Origin of the sequence: Lelliottia jeotgali (assembly GCF_016771845.1) — a bacterium.
Lineage (GTDB): Bacteria > Pseudomonadota > Gammaproteobacteria > Enterobacterales > Enterobacteriaceae > Enterobacter > Enterobacter jeotgali.
Map to the genome: position 1 here is coordinate 367,966 of NZ_JAENMQ010000002.1, position 17,068 is coordinate 385,033.

Genomic DNA, 17,068 nt, shown 5'->3' on the forward strand with positions numbered 1-17,068 from the left:
TGAAGTACAGCTTCTGCGTTTAACTATTATTAATGGGGTATTGTATGCGCTTTAACATGTTCAGTTGGGAAGCCTACCTTTTGGTCAGCATCCTTCTGTTAAACGGCTGTGCTACAACTGCGGTCAGCACTGATGATGCTAAAAATGTACCTGCTGAGCGTATCATTTCAAAATTTGCACAAACTAAAAATCCAGGCGATGCAACCCTGATCGTGAAGCGTGACTCTGGCTTTACTGGCAGCGGATGCAACATTGTTGTTTATCTTGACGGTAAAGCGATAGCGGAATTAGACACACGGGAGAAAGTGATATTCTATGCTCGACCCGGGGAACATGTTTTAAGTGCAAAACAGACAAGCATTTGTGTCGCAGGTCTAAAAGAAGTCGGCATAACTCTTAAAGAAAATGATAAAAAAACTTACCGCATAGGATTTGGTGGGAATGTGGATATGTCCATAAATGCGACAGCCTTTTAAAAATCGGTAGTGATATAAAGAACCTCCCTCAGTGCAAGTCCTGTCACAAAGTACATCTACAGGACAAGCCCATACCGCTGGGAAAATGTTGTCCTTGATAATCGCCTGGCGGCACTTCGTTTGCACATGCCTACAAAACCATTGATATTACTCATTCTTTGTAGGCCTGGTAAGCGTAGCGCCACCCGGCAAATCACTCACAGCTCCCTATTGATTCCGCGTCGCCCTAAGCAACTTCTCCAGCGGATAAACCGCCGCAATCACCACCTCATCCTGAATCTTCGCCGCGTTATCCAGCTCGCTCTGAATCGAGGCGATCTCCTTATCATCCAGCGTCCCCTGACGCGCCACCAGATCCGTCAGACGCAGGCCAATCGACGCCAGTTTGTCCACCTCCTGGATCACCGGTTTGATGGCTTTCAGCTGATAGTTGCTCTCACTCAGCGCCAGCGCATCGCTGGTGTTGTTCTGCCAGCGGGTAAAGACATGGCGCAGCGCTTCCGCGCTTTCCGTATCTTCTGCGTCGCTGATTAGCCGCTCGACCCACTTATCCATCTGACGGACCGTGGCGCTCTCGGCGGTCAGTGCGTCGGCGTAGCGGTTTAGCGGCTCAAACTGATGATAATTCCCGGCCTGGAATTTCAGGTGCTGACGGGTGTAGTACTGCGCGGGCTCCACGGCCTGAGCGAGGATCTGCAGCGGCACCGTATCGGCGTTATTCGCCAGACGGGTGAACTGCGCCTGCTGCTGGCTGTGCTGTTGAAGCCCGACCGACACCGTCGTCCAGCTGTCCATCGCCTGCAAACGGGTGTACATGTTGTCGATATCGTTCACATCCTGCGCCGACCACAGACACTCCGCCACCGCAAACGCACGCGGCCAGAGTTTGATATCCAGAACCGGGGCAATCACGTTTTCCGCCCACAGCGCCGCTTCGCCGCCGAGCAGATTAGCCTGCTGATCGGCATCCGGCACCGTCGGCGGTATACCTTCCGGCACCTCATTGAGACGCGCGCCAGTAATCGGGTAGCGGGCGTTGCCCACCAGGAAATAGCCGGTGAGTTTGTCGTCCGACACATTCACCACCGGGCGCGTTTCGCCCATCCAGGTGTCGACGGTGAAGCTCACCTGGTTGTCGTCACGCCATTCGATGTTGTCCACCGCGCGACGGGATTTGCCGCTGAAATCGATAAATCCACGCCAGCCGGAAACCCCTTTCACCAGGGTGAAACTGCCCTCCACCGGTTTGCCTTTCAGGCGCGGCATGGTGAAAGTCCAGCTCTGGGCGCTGTCGGAATCGGCAATGATGTCCAAGCCGTTTAAACCCTGAGGCACGATCTCGTTGCGGTAGTGATAGGCCGTGGACTGCGGCTGGTCGAGGTAAAATCCGGTGGAGAGAATGCCTTTGTAACCGTGCTTCGCCACTTCACCGAGGGCGTCCTGCCCTTGCCAGGACTGAATCAGAATGCTTTTCGGCAGGTCCGGATGATAGATCTCGTCCCAGCCGACCATCTGCCGGTGGTGTTTCTCAAGAATGGTTTCCAGTTTGCGGTTGAAATACGCCTGCAGCGCATGGCTGTCGGCGAGTTTGTTGTCGCGCATAAACTGCTGGATGGCGGAGTTGCTTTTCCACTGGGTATCGTCAACTTCATCCCCGCCGATGTGCAGGTAAGGATCAGGGAAGATCGCCGCCAGTTCGCTGACCATCGCGTCGGCGAAGGTGTAGGTCGCGTCTTTGGTCGGATCAAGAACCGGTTTTAACACGCCCCAGTGGCGCTCCATCTCATAGGGTCCCGGCGCGCTCATCAGCTCCGGATAGGCCACGGCAATCGCCGACGCGTGACCCGGCATGTCGATCTCCGGCACCACGCGAATACCACGCGCGGTGGCGTAGCGCACCACGTCGCGCATCTGCTCTGGCGTGTAGAATAGCCCGTCGCTGGCGAGCTGCGTCAGTTTAGGGTAGCGCTTCGAGGTAAACCGCCAGCCCTGATCGTCCGTCAGATGCCAGTGCAGGACGTTGAGCTTCGCCGCCGCCATGCCATCGATCTGGCGTTTGATATCCTCCAGCGGGACGAAATGGCGCGCCGAATCGAGCAGTAGCCCGCGCCACGGGAAGCGCGGTGAGTCGTCAATCGACACCCACGGAATCGAGGTGTTTTCAGCACCGTTTTGAATCAGCTGGAGCAGGGTTTCCATCCCGCGCAGCGCACCGAAGCGCGTGTTGGCGGTGATGTTCACGCCGTTGGCATCCACGGTGAGTGTGTAGCTTTCATCGCTGTCCGGCAATGGCTGCGGCTTCACTTTTTTGGCGATAGAAATCGTAATGGTCGGCTTTTCGGGTTTGTCGGCCTGGGGTTGTAACGTCCAGCCGGTTTGCTGCGCGATTCGCTGGCGCAAACGGTTTGCGGCATCACCCAGATCGTCACCGCTAACGCTGACGGAGATGTTATCGCTGAGGATCAGTGCGCCCTGCTTTGCGGGACGTTCAACGTGCGCGGGCCACGGCATTAACGGCAGATCGCCTGCGGGAGCCGCCAGCGCAGAGGTGCCGAGCAACAGCCCGGCGGTGATGAGGCTAAGACGTAACATAATGTTCCTTATCAGAATTTGACGGGCCAAAAACAGACAAAACATTTTGTTAACATGCGTACAAATTGTCGTCAAGCACAGCGCATGACGGGGATCACAGGTTGGGGAATTTGGGAGAAAGGCTATTTTGTTGGGTGGCGGTTTAGGGTTGTGCGGCCTGATGCCCTCACCCCGACCCTCTCCCACGGGAGAGGGTGTCAAAGTCCCCTCACCCCGGCCCTCTCCCACAGGGAGAGGGAGTCCAAGTCCCCTCTCCCTTTGGGAGAGGGTTAGGGTGAGGGGAAAAACTTACTGCCAACCGTACCGACGGCTGTAGAACCCTTTCACCATCTGGGTCAGAACCATGTAGCCCGCCAGAATCGCCACCAGCCAAGGGAAGTAGCTCAGCGGCAGCGCCTGCAGGTTCAGGTAGCTCGCCAGCGGTGAGAACGGCAGCGCGATACCCAGTACCATGACGACGCCGGTCATAATAATCAGCGGCCAGGCGGCGCGGCTCTGGATGAACGGAATGCGGCGCGTACGGATCATATGCACAATCAGCGTTTGCGACAGCAGCCCGACCACGAACCAGCCGGACTGGAACAGGGTTTGATGTTCTGGCGTGTTAGCGTGGAACACGAACCACATCAGGCAGAAGGTAAGAATGTCGAAGATAGAGCTGATTGGGCCAAAGAACAGCATGAAGCGACCGAGATCCGACGGGTTCCAGCGCTGCGGTTTTTGGATCTGCTCGTCATCAACGTTATCAAACGGGATCGCCACCTGAGAGACATCGTACATCAGGTTCTGAATCAGCAGGTGCAGCGGCAGCATCGGCAGGAACGGCAGGAAGGCGCTCGCCACCAGTACGCTGAAGACGTTACCGAAGTTAGAGCTGGCGGTCATTTTGATGTATTTCAGCATGTTGGCGAAGGTACGACGTCCTTCGATCACGCCCTGCTCCAGCACCATCAGGCTCTTTTCCAGCAGGATGATATCGGCCGCTTCACGGGCAATATCGACCGCCCCGTCAACGGAAATCCCGATATCCGCCGCGCGCAGCGCCGGGGCATCGTTGATGCCGTCGCCCATAAAGCCGACCACGTGCCCTTCGCGGCGCAGCAGGGTGACGATGCGTTCTTTATGCATTGGCGTCAGGCGTGCGAACAGGGTAGTAGTTTTGGCAAGCGCAGCCAGTTCGTCATCGGAAAGCGTTTCGATATCGCTCCCCGTCACCACCTCGCCCGCATCCAGCCCCACTTCGTGACACACTTTCGCTGCTACCAGCTCGCTGTCGCCGGTAAGGATTTTTACGGTGATACCGGAGGCTTTCAGCGCCTTCAGCGCCGGTGCTGTGGTCTCTTTCGGTGGATCGAGGAAGGCGATGTAACCTTCGAGGATCAGATCCGACTCATCGACACGATGATAATCCCCTTCGCGGCCCGGCAAGAATTTGCTGGCGACCGCCACCACGCGCAGCCCCTGACGGTTCAGGCTGTCGGTCACGCGTTTAATGCGACGCAGCATGGTGTCGTCGAGCGGCACGATTTCACCGTTATGACGCACCTGGGTAGAGACATTGAGGATCTCCTGCAGCGCCCCTTTGCAGATCAGCTGATGGACATCCGCTTGCTCGCTGACCACCACCGACATACGGCGACGCTCGAAGTCGAATGGGATCTCATCCACTTTTTGCCAGCGCGTTGAGAGCGTGCGCGCAGAATCTTCGTCCACCCCTTCCAGCACCGCAACGTCCAGCAGGTTTTTCAGCCCGGTCTGGTAGTGGCTGTTCAGCCACGCGGTTTGCAGCACGCGTTCGCTGACTTTGCCAGAGACATCCGTATGATTCTCCAGCACAATTTTATCCTGCGTCAGGGTGCCGGTTTTATCGGTGCAAAGAATATCCATCGCGCCAAAGTTCTGAATGGCGTCGAGGTGTTTCACAATCACTTTCTGTTTAGAGAGCTTCACCGCCCCGCGCGCCAGCGTGGAGGTGACAATCATCGGCAGCATTTCCGGCGTTAAACCGACCGCCACGGACAGGGCAAACAGCGCCGCTTCCCACCAGTCGCCTTTGGTGTAGCCGTTGATGAGCAGCACGATAGGCGTCATCACCATCATGAAGCGGATCAGCAACATGCTGACGCGACCGATGCCTTTCTGGAACGCATTCGGCTCGCTTTCCTGCTCGCTGACGCGCCCGGCCAGCTGTCCAAACCAGGTGTTGCCGCCGGTGGCAATGACGATCGCCTGCGCGGTGCCGCTCACCACGGTAGTGCCCATGAAGCACAGAGTATCGCTTTCGAGCGGGTTGGTTTGCTGCGGGTTGCGGCTACGCGCCACTTTCTCGACCGGCAGGGATTCACCGGTCAGGGACGCCTGGGCGACGAACAGATCGCGGGCCTGCACCACGCGCAGGTCCGCCGGGATCATGTCCCCCGCCGCCAGCTTAATGATGTCGCCCACCACCAGCTGATCGATCGGCAGTTCCAGCCAGGCGCTTTCGCCCTTCTCATTGATCACGCGCTGGACGGTGGCAGTATTGCTGACCATCGCTTTCAGGGCGTCCGCCGCACGGGTGGAACGCGCTTCCTGAATGAAGTTGAGCATGGTGGAGATCGCTACCATCAGGGCTATCACGCCTGCGGCAAACAGATCTTCGGTGGCGTAGGAAATAATCGCCAGAACGGTCAACAGCAGGTTGAACGGGTTGCGGTAGCAAAGCCAGAGATGGACAAACCACGGAGCCGGTTTTTGCGCCGGGATTTGGTTGTCGCCGTGCTCGGCGCGTGTTTTTTCCACTTCCGCCGCGTTCAACCCTTCCGGGTGACCGCCGAAGGCGCGCCAGACTTCGTTTTCGTCCATCGCGGCGGCTTTGAGGCAATGTTCCGTCAGCGTGGGCGGAATAGCGGCCCCAGCCAGATTTTTGGCGTTCGGCAGCGGATCGCGCTGGACAAGACGGCGCGGCAGGTGGCGGTTCAGCTGAGCGAGCAGCTGCTGGGTGATATTTTTCAGCATAAAAAGTCCCCCACATCCGCAAAGGCGGACGCAGTGTTACCTTCAGGCGCAACAATGCGGTACCTGAATGGCACTTAAATTTTTATAGCAGGAACATTGAGATGTCACTGCCTCACATCACCGGCGAGACAGTTAGAAGACGACTGGCTTACCGGAAAGTACTTAAACTCCATTGCTGGAGAGGTGTGGGATCGGGATCCATACGGCCTCCGGTAAGTGAAAAAAAGGGTTAATCGCGGCGCAGTATCGTGTTTTAACCATACCTTTAGTAGCGATTCGGGCGGTATGATACGCCCGCAGATTTAAACCGTACATATACCAGACTTTGCTCATTGCTAATTAAATCGTAAGCATTAGTCTCAATTGACGACTTGCCGCCGTTACAGGGAATAAAGGATGCAGAACCGCCTGACCATTAAAGACATCGCCCGTTTAAGCGGCGTAGGGAAATCCACCGTGTCGCGCGTACTGAACAACGAAAGTGGCGTCAGCGAACGCACGCGCGAACGCGTCGAGGCGGTCATGAATCAGCACGGTTTTTCCCCTTCCCGCTCCGCGCGTGCCATGCGCGGGCAGAGCGACAAAGTGGTCGCTATTATCGTCTCGCGTCTCGATTCCCTGTCTGAAAATCTGGCGGTGCAAACCATGCTGCCTGCGTTTTACGAACAAGGCTACGATCCGATCATGATGGAGAGCCAGTTCTCGCCTCTGCTGGTGGAGGAGCATCTTGGGATGCTGCAACGACGTAATATCGACGGCGTGGTGCTGTTTGGTTTTACCGGCATTAAGGATGAAACGCTGAAACCCTGGCAGTCCTCGCTGGTGCTGCTGGCGCGCGACGCCAGCGGGTTTGCCTCTGTTTGTTACGACGACGAAGGCGCGATCCTCACCCTGATGCAGCGTCTGTACGAGCAGGGCCATCGCCATATTAGCTTCCTCGGCGTGCCGCACAGTGACGTCACCACCGGTAAGCGTCGCCACGAAGCCTATCTCGCATTTTGCAAACAGCACAATCTTCCGGCGGTTGCCTCGCTGCCCGGTCTGGCAATGAAACAGGGCTACGATCAGGTGGCAAGCGTGTTGACCCCGCAAACCACCGCGCTGATTTGCGCGACCGATACCCTCGCGCTGGGAGCCAGCAAATATTTGCAGGAGCAGCGCATCGACACCGTCCAGCTCGCCAGCGTGGGCAGCACACCGCTGATGAAGTTCCTCCATCCTGAGATTGTCACCGTCGATCCGGGCTACGCTGAAGCGGGCCGCCAGGCGGCTGTGCAGCTTATTGAGCAGATAAACGGGCGCAGCGAACCCCGTCAGATCGTCATTCCAGCCCACCTCTCTTAACCCTTTAAAACGGATTATTGTGATCCTCGCCCGATTTCGGGAACGTTCCCATTTTCACCGTGTCGCTCAAAGAGTAGGCTTGCGTCCAGGTCATTACCCTCCACATCTGTCATGAGGCTTCATGATGAGCAAAGTTAAACAAACTGATATCGACCAGCTGATCGTTCTGGTTGGGGGCCGCGAAAATATCGCCACCGTCAGCCACTGCATTACCCGTCTGCGTTTTGTGCTGAACGATCCGGCCAAAGCCAATCCGAAGGCCATCGAGGAACTGTCGATGGTCAAAGGTTGCTTCACCAACGCCGGGCAGTTCCAGGTAGTGATTGGTACCGAAGTGGGCGATTACTATCAGGCCCTGCTGTCGACAACCGGGCATTCGACGGCGGACAAAGAGCAGGCCAAGAAAGCGGCGCGCCAGAATATGAAATGGCACGAGCAGCTGATCTCCCACTTCGCGGAGATCTTCTTCCCGCTGCTGCCGGCGCTGATAAGCGGAGGCTTAATCCTCGGCTTCCGCAACGTGATCGGCGACGTGCCGATGAGCGACGGCAAAACCCTGGCGCAGATGTATCCGGCGCTGCAAAGCATCTATGACTTCCTGTGGCTGATTGGCGAGGCGATCTTCTTCTATCTGCCTGTCGGGATCTGCTGGTCGGCGGTGCGTAAAATGGGCGGAACGCCGATCCTCGGTATCGTGCTCGGCGTGACGCTGGTCTCTCCGCAGTTAATGAACGCTTACTTACTTGGGCAGCAGGTGCCAGAAGTGTGGAACTTCGGCCTGTTTACTATCGCTAAAGTGGGTTATCAGGCGCAGGTTATCCCCGCTCTGCTGGCCGGTCTGGCGCTGGGCTTTATTGAGACGCGCCTGAAACGCATCGTGCCGGATTACCTCTATCTGGTGGTGGTTCCGGTCTGTTCGTTGATTCTGGCTGTGTTCCTCGCCCACGCCTTTATCGGCCCGTTTGGCCGCATGATTGGCGACGGCGTGGCCTTCGCGGTCCGTCACCTGATGACCGGCAGCTTCGCTCCGATTGGCGCCGCGCTGTTTGGCTTCCTCTATGCGCCGCTGGTGATTACCGGCGTGCATCAGACCACGCTGGCTATCGACATGCAGATGATTCAGAGCCTCGGCGGCACGCCGGTCTGGCCGATTATCGCCCTGTCGAACATTGCGCAGGCCTCTGCTGTCACCGGCATTATTTTGGTCAGCCGCAAACACAACGAGCGTGAAATTTCCGTTCCGGCGGCGATCTCCGCCTACCTCGGCGTCACCGAACCGGCGATGTACGGCATCAACCTGAAATACCGCTTCCCGATGCTGTGCGCGATGATCGGTTCGGGGCTGGCAGGGCTGCTGTGTGGTCTGAACGGCGTGATGGCGAACGGCATCGGCGTGGGTGGCCTGCCGGGCATCCTCTCGATTCAGCCGACCTACTGGCAGGTGTTTGCTCTGGCGATGGCGGTGGCGATTATCGTCCCGATGGCGCTGACGACCGTTATCTATCAGCGCAAGTTCCGTCAGGGCACGCTGCAGATTGTTTAACTTCTTCTTTCGGGGCGCAATTGCGCCCCTTCGCATTTGCAGGAACGCATTATGAATACCCTTCCGCACTGGTGGCAAAACGGCGTCATCTATCAGATTTACCCAAAGAGTTTTCAGGACACGACCGGTCGTGGCACCGGTGATTTACGCGGTGTAACGCAGCGTCTGGACTACCTAAAAACCCTTGGCGTGGACGCCATCTGGCTGACCCCTTTCTACATTTCCCCGCAGGTGGACAACGGCTACGATGTGGCGAACTATACCGCCATCGATCCGGCCTACGGCACGCTGGATGATTTTGATGAGCTGGTGGCGCAGGCCCACGCGCGCGGCATCCGTCTGGTGCTCGACATGGTGCTCAACCACACCTCCACGCAGCACGCGTGGTTCCGCGAATCGCTGAATAAAGAAAGTCCGTACCGTGAGTTCTATATCTGGCGCGATAGCACGCCGGACCAGCTTCCGAACAACTGGCGCTCCAAATTTGGCGGCAACGCCTGGCGCTGGCATGCTGAGAGCGAGCAGTATTATCTGCACCTGTTCGCCCCGGAGCAGGCGGATCTGAACTGGGAAAACCCGGACGTGCGCAGCGAGCTGAAAAAAGTGTGCGAGTTCTGGGCCGATCGCGGCTTGGACGGCCTGCGTCTCGACGTAATTAACCTGATCTCCAAGGACCAGGATTTCCCGAACGATCCGCTGGGCGATGGCCGCCGTTTCTACACCGACGGCCCGCGCGCCCATGAATATCTCCAGGAGATGAGCCGGGACGTCTTCACCCCGCGCAACCTGATGACCGTGGGCGAGATGTCCTCGACGTCGCTGGAAAACTGCCAGCAATACGCCGCTCTCGACGGGCGCGAACTGTCGATGACCTTTAACTTCCACCACCTGAAAGTCGATTATCCGAACGGCGAAAAATGGACGCTCGCGAAGCCCGATTACGTGGCGCTGAAAACGCTGTTCAGCCACTGGCAGCAGGGGATGCATGGTGTTGCCTGGAACGCCCTGTTCTGGTGTAACCACGACCAGCCGCGCATCGTTTCACGTTTTGGCGACGAGGGCGAGTACCGCGCCACCTCCGCCAAAATGCTGGCGATGGTGCTGCACGGGATGCAGGGCACGCCGTACATCTATCAGGGCGAAGAGATCGGGATGACCAACCCGCATTTCGCGCGCATCACCGATTACCGCGATGTGGAAAGCCACAACATGTTCGCTGAACTGCGGGCAACAGGCCGCGATGCTGACGAACTTCTGGCAATTCTGGCGAGTAAATCCCGCGACAACGGCCGCACACCGATGCAGTGGGATGCCACGCCGAACGGCGGATTTACCACCGGTGAGCCGTGGATCGATCTGTGCGATAACGTCGAAACCATCAATGTGGACGCGGCGCTCAACGATCCCGATTCGGTGTTTTATACCTACCAGTCGCTGATTGCGCTGCGTAAATCACTTCCGCTGCTGACCTGGGGTGACTATCAGGATCTGCTGCCGTTGCACCCTTCCCTGTGGTGCTATCGTCGCCAGTGGCAAGGGCAGACGTTGATGGTGGTCGCGAACCTGAGTCGCGAATGCCAGGAATGGCAGCCGGATGCTGTGAGTGGCGACTGGCGCGTGGTCATCAGCAACTACGCCGAAGTGGCCGCGAAACCGACGGCGATGACGCTGCGCCCGTTTGAAGCGGTGTGGTGGATGCAGGAGTAGATGAACGTGTTTGCCGGGTGGCGCTTCGCTTACCCGGCCTACAAACCCACAATCTTTATGGTGTTGTAGGCCCGCGCAAACGAAGTGCCGCCGGGCAAAGTTGTCTGGGCAGCGCTACGTTTTCCCGGCAATACCTTACTGTTTTTGTTGAATAATTAATCAGAATTTTCCTGCCTGGCCTTTACAAACGCTACAGTGCCCGCCATTTGTACTCTCGTCTTTTTACTTTGTTCTGAATCAAAAAAATCGCAAACATGTTTGATGCAAATCACTACATATAGAACTTAAAATGCACGCCGACCCAACATATTGTATTTATCGTCTACTATTCCAACAAGACAACGGCGTCAACGCTGGCCGGAATTGTGGATAACAAGCGTCGGGAACGAGGGAAGTGACTGAGACATCGGGACTTGCGTCCAGAGCATACTTCCCCACCTCTGTGGATAACCTGTTTTTAATGGAGTGATCATGACACCGCATGTGATGAAACGTGATGGCTGTAAAGTGCCGTTTAAGTCAGAGCGCATCAAAGAAGCCATTCTGCGTGCAGCTAAAGCAGCGGGAGTCGATGACGCAGATTACTGCGCCACCGTCGCAGAAATCGTCTGTAGCCAGATGAATGAACGCAGTCAGGTGGATATCAATGAGATCCAGACTGCGGTAGAAAACCAGCTGATGTCCGGTCCGTACAAGCAGCTGGCGCGCGCCTACATTGAGTATCGTCACGACCGTGACATCCAGCGTGAAAAGCGCGGTCGCCTGAATCAGGAGATTCGCGGACTGGTCGAGCAGACCAACTCGGCGCTGCTCAATGAAAACGCCAATAAAGACAGCAAGGTGATCCCGACCCAGCGCGACCTGCTGGCCGGTATCGTCGCCAAGCACTATGCCCGTCAGCACCTGCTGCCGCGCGACGTGGTGCAGGCGCATGAGCGCGGTGAGATCCACTACCACGATCTCGACTACTCGCCGTTCTTCCCGATGTTCAACTGCATGCTGATCGACCTGAAAGGCATGCTGACCCACGGCTTTAAAATGGGTAACGCCGAGATTGAGCCACCAAAATCCATCTCTACCGCCACGGCGGTGACGGCGCAGATCATCGCCCAGGTCGCCAGCCACATCTACGGCGGCACCACCATCAACCGCATCGACGAAGTGCTGGCCCCGTTCGTCACCGAGAGCTTCAACAAGCATCGTAAAGTGGCGCAGGAGTGGAATATTCCTGATGCCGACGGTTATGCGCATTCTCGTACCGAGAAAGAGTGCTACGACGCGTTCCAGTCTCTCGAATATGAAGTGAACACCCTGCACACCGCCAACGGCCAGACGCCGTTTGTTACCTTCGGTTTTGGTCTGGGAACCAGCTGGGAATCGCGTCTGATTCAGCAGTCGATTCTGCGCAACCGTATCTCTGGCCTCGGCAAAAACCGCAAAACCGCGGTGTTCCCGAAACTGGTCTTCGCCATTCGCGATGGCCTGAACCATAAGTTTGGCGATGCGAACTACGACATCAAACAGCTGGCGCTGGAATGCGCGAGCAAGCGCATGTACCCGGATATTCTGAACTACGACCAGGTGGTGAAAGTCACCGGTTCGTTCAAAACCCCGATGGGCTGCCGCAGCTTCCTCGGCGTGTATGAAAATGAACACGGCGAGCAGATCCATGAAGGCCGTAACAATATCGGCGTGATCAGCCTCAACCTGCCGCGCATCGCGCTGGAAGCGAAGGGGGATGAAGCCGCGTTCTGGACGCTGCTTGACGAGCGTCTGCAGCTGGCACGTAAAGCGCTGATGACCCGCATCGCCCGTCTGGAAGGGGTTAAAGCCCGCGTGGCACCGATCCTGTATATGGAAGGCGCCTGCGGTGTCCGTCTGAAAGCAGACGACGACGTGTCTGAAATCTTCAAGAACGGTCGCGCGTCGATTTCTCTGGGTTATATCGGCATTCACGAAACCATCAACGCGCTGTTCGGCAATCAGCATATGTATGACAGCGAGGCCCTGCGTGAGAAAGGCGTGGCTATCGTCCAGCGTCTGCGCGATGCGGTGGATCTGTGGAAAGACGAAACCGGCTACGGCTTTAGCCTCTACAGCACACCGAGCGAGAACCTCTGCGACCGTTTCTGCCGCCTCGACACCGCCGAGTTTGGCGTGGTGAACGGCGTGACCGACAAAGGCTACTACACCAACAGCTTCCACCTCGACGTCGAGAAAAAGGTCAATCCGTACGACAAGATCGACTTTGAAGCGGCCTATCCGCCAGTCGCCAACGGCGGTTTCATCTGTTACGGCGAGTACCCGAACATTCAGCACAACCTGAAAGCGCTGGAAGACGTGTGGGATTACAGCTATCAGCACGTGCCGTATTACGGGACCAACACGCCGATCGACGAATGCTACGAGTGTGGCTTTACCGGTGAGTTTGAATGTACCAGCAAGGGCTTTACCTGTCCGAAATGCGGTAACCACGACGCGGCCCGTGTCTCCGTGACCCGCCGCGTGTGCGGTTATCTCGGCAGCCCGGACGCGCGTCCGTTCAACGCCGGCAAGCAGGAAGAAGTGAAACGCCGCGTGAAGCATTTAGGGAATGGGCAGATCGGGTAATTCGTCGCGGAATTTTCCCCCTCACCCTAGCCCTCTCCCTCAAGGGAGAGGGGACTTGAACTCCCTCTCCCTGTGGGAGAGGGCCGGGGTGAGGGCATCAGCGTGCTCATTGGGAAACAGAAATGAATTACCACCAATATTACCCCGTCGACATCGTCAATGGCCCCGGCACCCGCTGCACCCTGTTTGTTTCAGGGTGCGTTCACGAATGCCCCGGCTGCTACAACAAAAGCACCTGGCGGCTGAACTCGGGCCTGCCGTTTGACGACGAAATGGAAAACCGGATCATCAGCGATCTGAACGACACGCGCATTCCACGCCAGGGGATTTCACTCTCCGGTGGCGACCCGCTTCACCCACAGAACGTGCCGCACATTCTGAAACTGGTGAAGCGCATTCACAAAGAGTGCGCGGGGAAAGACATTTGGGTGTGGACCGGCTACAAGCTGGATGAGCTGAACGATGCGCAAATGGAAATCGTCGACCTGATTAACGTCCTGGTCGACGGCAAGTTTGTGCAGGATTTGAAAGACCCGGCGCTTATCTGGCGCGGTAGCAGCAACCAGGTTGTGCATCATTTACGTTAATCGATGGGCGGATACCTTCTCCGCCCATCGTCTTAAAATCGACTCAAACTCTCCATCGCCACTGTTTTGAACTCCGCAAAATCGCGGCAGCCGCACAGGCGCGTCATGGCCCGTTCACGCAGGAAGGTGACGAAAATATCGTAGATAGCCATCGCCTCTTCGTACTCGCTTTTGCTGATCGCCAGCAGGAAAATCACGTGCGCCGTTTCGTCGCCCCATTTGATGCCCTGGGGGGCCAGCACAGTGTAGACCACGGTTTTTTGCGCCAGCAGACCGAGGGAGTGCGGGAGCGCGATGCCGTCACCGAGCATGGTGCTGACGATGGCTTCACGTTCCACCACCGAATCAAGAAACTCCGCGTCGACAAACCCTTCCTGACGCAATTGCCCGCACAGTTCCTGGAACAAAGTTTGCTGATCGATACTTGAATCAATCACCCGGAAATGCTCGGCGTCGAAGTATTTTTCCAGCATCCACGGACGGGTGCGGTCCACCAGCACCAGCTTGCCGATCTGCTCCAGCTGATAGTCGGTTGGGAACGGGGCGATTTGTACCACCGGTTTGGCTTTTTCGCTGATACGCGCAGTGGAGATAACGAAATCCTCGCTAATACTTTCCGCCAGTTCGTACTCACGCAACGTGACGGTGCGCGTCACTTCCACCTGCGGGTATTTACGTTGCAGCACCGCCTCAATCATACGTGCCATCGCGTTTCCGGCGTCGCACACCAGCAGGACGCGCGGCTGGCGCTGATACCCGACGTTGTAGTGCCGCTCCAGACCGACACCGATGTGCAGCACCAGAAAACCAATTTCGTTTTCGCTGATCACATACGGGGTGTATTTCCCCCAGCCAGAGACCGCCGCCAGGGTCATGTCCCACGCCATCGGGTAGTGCTGCTTGATGTTATCCAGCAGCGGGTTGGGGATCATGATTTGGTAGCGCACGCGGGTGATCATGGTTTTGATATGCGTCAGCAAATCCGCATGCAGCTGGGCGTCGTTCAGCAGGTTGTAGTTATAGTGGCTGTTGATGTAGTGCAGAATGTAATTCACCAACGCTTCGTCGTCGTCGGCGTTAATCGCACTCGGGGCGATCTCCTGAATTTGACGCGCGGCGATGTGGACGCAGAGCCAGTTTTCCTCCGACGGGGCGAGTACTTTGTCGGCAAGGTGCGCAATGGCGACGGCGATATCACGCGCGGCATTGCGTACATTCTCTTCCACATCTTCGGCGTGGAATTCCGGCAGCGGATAGCCTTCGCTGATACGCCGCACCGACACGGCGCAATACAGACGGACAAACAGCTCGCCTTCATCCGTGAGACGAATGTGATGGCGCGTAAGGGTGTCGTGCAGCACCACCACCAGTTGCTCCGGCACACCCGCATTGAGGGCGACTTCCGTCACCAGCGGATTGAGGCTGTCCTGCTGCGCCAGTTCCCACAGCAAATCCGTCAGGCAGGCGCGAATCGACATCTCACTGCCGAACAGTTTCATGCCGTGGCGCGGGCGCGTTTCCAGGGTCAAAGAATAACGCTGGAACCACTCTCGCACTTCTGCCATGTCACTTTGTAACGTGGCGCGGCTGACAAACCATTCATCAGCCAAATCTTCCAGTTTTAAGGAAAAGGCGGAGGTGAGAAAACGCACCACCAGATAATGCACACGCTCCTGACCGGTGCGCGGAATACGCAGCGCACGCGGACGGGAATCCTGCAACGACTGATAGCGCGAGGCATCGTCAATTTTAAGCTGATAGCCGTTGCCGCGGCTGAGAATAAACTGCGCGCCGTGGCCAGCCAGCAGCGCGTTGAGGGCGGTGATATCCGCCCGTACGGTACGCGTGGATACCGACAACCGCTGCGCCAGTTCATCCTGCGGCAGCGTCTCGTTTTGCAACAGATCAAACAGTTGCGCTAAACGTTGGTTCGGAAATCGCACGTCTTTGTCCTCTTACGGCTCATGGCCCGGTTGAAATGACCATCTGTGATGGACTGCCGACCGGCGTGTAGTCCGGTTCAAAGCTTAGTGTGCCATCGGGCGCTACGCGAAAACGGGTGATGTTATCGCTGCGTTGATTCATAACGTACAGCCAGCGACCCTGCTGATCCAGGGTCAGCGAGCGCGGATAATCCCCGCGCGTCCAGACATCATCCTGATGCACCAGCGTGCCGTCCGCCGTTACCCTAAAGTGCGCGATGCTGTTATGCAAACGGTTCGCGACGTAAAGCTGCTGGCCGTCGGCGCTCAACGCCAGCCCGGCGGCAAAACTGGTGCCTTTGTACTCCTTCGGCAGTGACGAAATCGTTTTGCCTGCTTTCAGAGTGCCGGAAGTCTTATCCAGTGCATACCAGGTCAGGGTTGAGGACTCCTCGTTGATCAGCCACAGGCCGTCACCTTTCGGGGTAAAGACGAAATGCCGGGGCCCCGCGCCTTTCGACGAAGCGCTGATAAATGGCGGATCGTTCGGGGTGAGTTTTCCGCTTTGACCGTCAAAGCGGTACTGATAAATGCGATCCAGGCCGAGATCCGTCGAAAAGACAAATTTCCCGCTCGGATCGGCGGCGATCATATGGGCGTGTGGGCCGTTATGATCGCTGGCGGCGAAACTCCCTTCCACTGCTGCTTCCGGTTTCGCTGCGCCGGGTTCGCCCTGATCCTGATGTGTGTCCGTTGCCTCAGCCAGACTGCCGTCTGCTTTCACCGGCAGCACCGCAATCGAACCGCTGACGTAGTTCGCCACCAGCAGATGTCGCCCTTCCGGCGTAAGCGAAACATACACTGGCCCCGCTCCACCGGACGCCACCTGATTGAGCTCGGTCAGTTCACCCTCTGCACCGATGCGCAGCGCCTGAATCACCCCTTTCTCGGCTTCGCTCGCCAGATAGAGGGTTTTGCCATCGTGCGAGACGGTGAGCTGCGCGGCGTTGGGCAGTTGGCTGACCAATTTTTTATTACCGAGCGCGCCGGTTTGCGGATCGAGAGTAAAACGGTACAGCCCCTCGCCGTTCGGGTTGTAGGTGCCGACCCAGGCGTACTGGGGCTGGGCGATGGCGGCGGTGGCGAGCATAGAGAGTGAAGCAACGAGCAGGTGATGGGTGTGCATGGTGGCTCCTGGCTTTGTGCGGTTTGGTGCCCTCACCCCGGCCCTCTCCCACAGGGAGAGGGGGATAAGCGTTCCCTTTCCCACAGGAAGAAGGATGTTTTAGT

General features: G+C 57.2%; 11 protein-coding genes. 6 read left to right on the forward strand and 5 right to left on the reverse strand.

Annotated elements, in window-relative coordinates; genetic code table 11:
* Nucleotides 1–44: 44 nt before the first annotated feature.
* On the forward strand, nt 45–476 hold the full coding sequence (locus JBO43_RS08160; RefSeq protein WP_202674093.1) for a hypothetical protein: 432 nt from the start codon (nt 45–47) through the stop codon (nt 474–476).
* Nucleotides 477–683: 207 nt separating this feature from the next.
* Here JBO43_RS08160 and JBO43_RS08165 read toward each other — a convergent pair whose 3' ends face one another.
* The 3 genes from JBO43_RS08165 to mgtL form a co-directional block, all read right to left on the reverse strand.
* Complete coding sequence (locus tag JBO43_RS08165) at nt 684–3,068, reverse strand: beta-N-acetylhexosaminidase (RefSeq protein ID WP_202674094.1); 2,385 nt, start codon at nt 3,066–3,068, stop codon at nt 684–686.
* Nucleotides 3,069–3,356: 288 nt separating this feature from the next.
* Entirely contained in the window at nt 3,357–6,065 is a 2,709-nt protein-coding gene (mgtA, locus tag JBO43_RS08170) for a magnesium-translocating P-type ATPase (protein WP_103949812.1), read from the reverse strand.
* Between the two features lie 148 nt (nt 6,066–6,213).
* Nucleotides 6,214–6,267 carry a mgtA regulatory leader peptide MgtL gene (gene mgtL / locus JBO43_RS23175; RefSeq protein WP_350315582.1) on the reverse strand — a complete coding sequence of 18 codons (54 nt, stop codon included), beginning with the start codon at nt 6,265–6,267 and terminating at the stop codon, nt 6,214–6,216.
* A 194-nt stretch (nt 6,268–6,461) separates the two neighbouring features.
* Here mgtL and treR point away from each other — a divergent pair, with 194 nt between their 5' ends.
* The 5 genes from treR to nrdG all read left to right on the forward strand — a co-directional run bounded on the left by treR (nt 6,462) and on the right by nrdG (nt 13,856).
* Nucleotides 6,462–7,409, forward strand: a complete 948-nt coding sequence (gene treR / locus JBO43_RS08175) for a trehalose operon repressor TreR (RefSeq protein WP_103947903.1) — start codon at nt 6,462–6,464, stop codon at nt 7,407–7,409.
* Nucleotides 7,410–7,533: 124 nt separating this feature from the next.
* Nucleotides 7,534–8,952 carry a PTS trehalose transporter subunit IIBC gene (treB, locus tag JBO43_RS08180; RefSeq protein WP_174348700.1) on the forward strand — a complete coding sequence of 473 codons (1,419 nt, stop codon included), beginning with the start codon at nt 7,534–7,536 and terminating at the stop codon, nt 8,950–8,952.
* 51 nt (nt 8,953–9,003) lie between these two features.
* Entirely contained in the window at nt 9,004–10,659 is a 1,656-nt protein-coding gene (gene treC, locus JBO43_RS08185; RefSeq protein WP_202674095.1) for an alpha,alpha-phosphotrehalase, read from the forward strand.
* 471 nt (nt 10,660–11,130) lie between these two features.
* Complete coding sequence (nrdD, locus tag JBO43_RS08190; RefSeq protein WP_095280551.1) at nt 11,131–13,269, forward strand: anaerobic ribonucleoside-triphosphate reductase; 2,139 nt, start codon at nt 11,131–11,133, stop codon at nt 13,267–13,269.
* 122 nt (nt 13,270–13,391) lie between these two features.
* Entirely contained in the window at nt 13,392–13,856 is a 465-nt protein-coding gene (gene nrdG, locus JBO43_RS08195; RefSeq protein ID WP_103949815.1) for an anaerobic ribonucleoside-triphosphate reductase-activating protein, read from the forward strand.
* Nucleotides 13,857–13,888: 32 nt separating this feature from the next.
* Here the strand turns inward: nrdG and JBO43_RS08200 are convergent, their stop codons facing one another.
* Nucleotides 13,889–15,799 carry a BglG family transcription antiterminator gene (locus tag JBO43_RS08200; RefSeq protein WP_103947899.1) on the reverse strand — a complete coding sequence of 637 codons (1,911 nt, stop codon included), beginning with the start codon at nt 15,797–15,799 and terminating at the stop codon, nt 13,889–13,891.
* Between the two features lie 19 nt (nt 15,800–15,818).
* Complete coding sequence (locus tag JBO43_RS08205; RefSeq protein WP_202674096.1) at nt 15,819–16,964, reverse strand: lactonase family protein; 1,146 nt, start codon at nt 16,962–16,964, stop codon at nt 15,819–15,821.
* Nucleotides 16,965–17,068 lie beyond the last annotated feature (104 nt).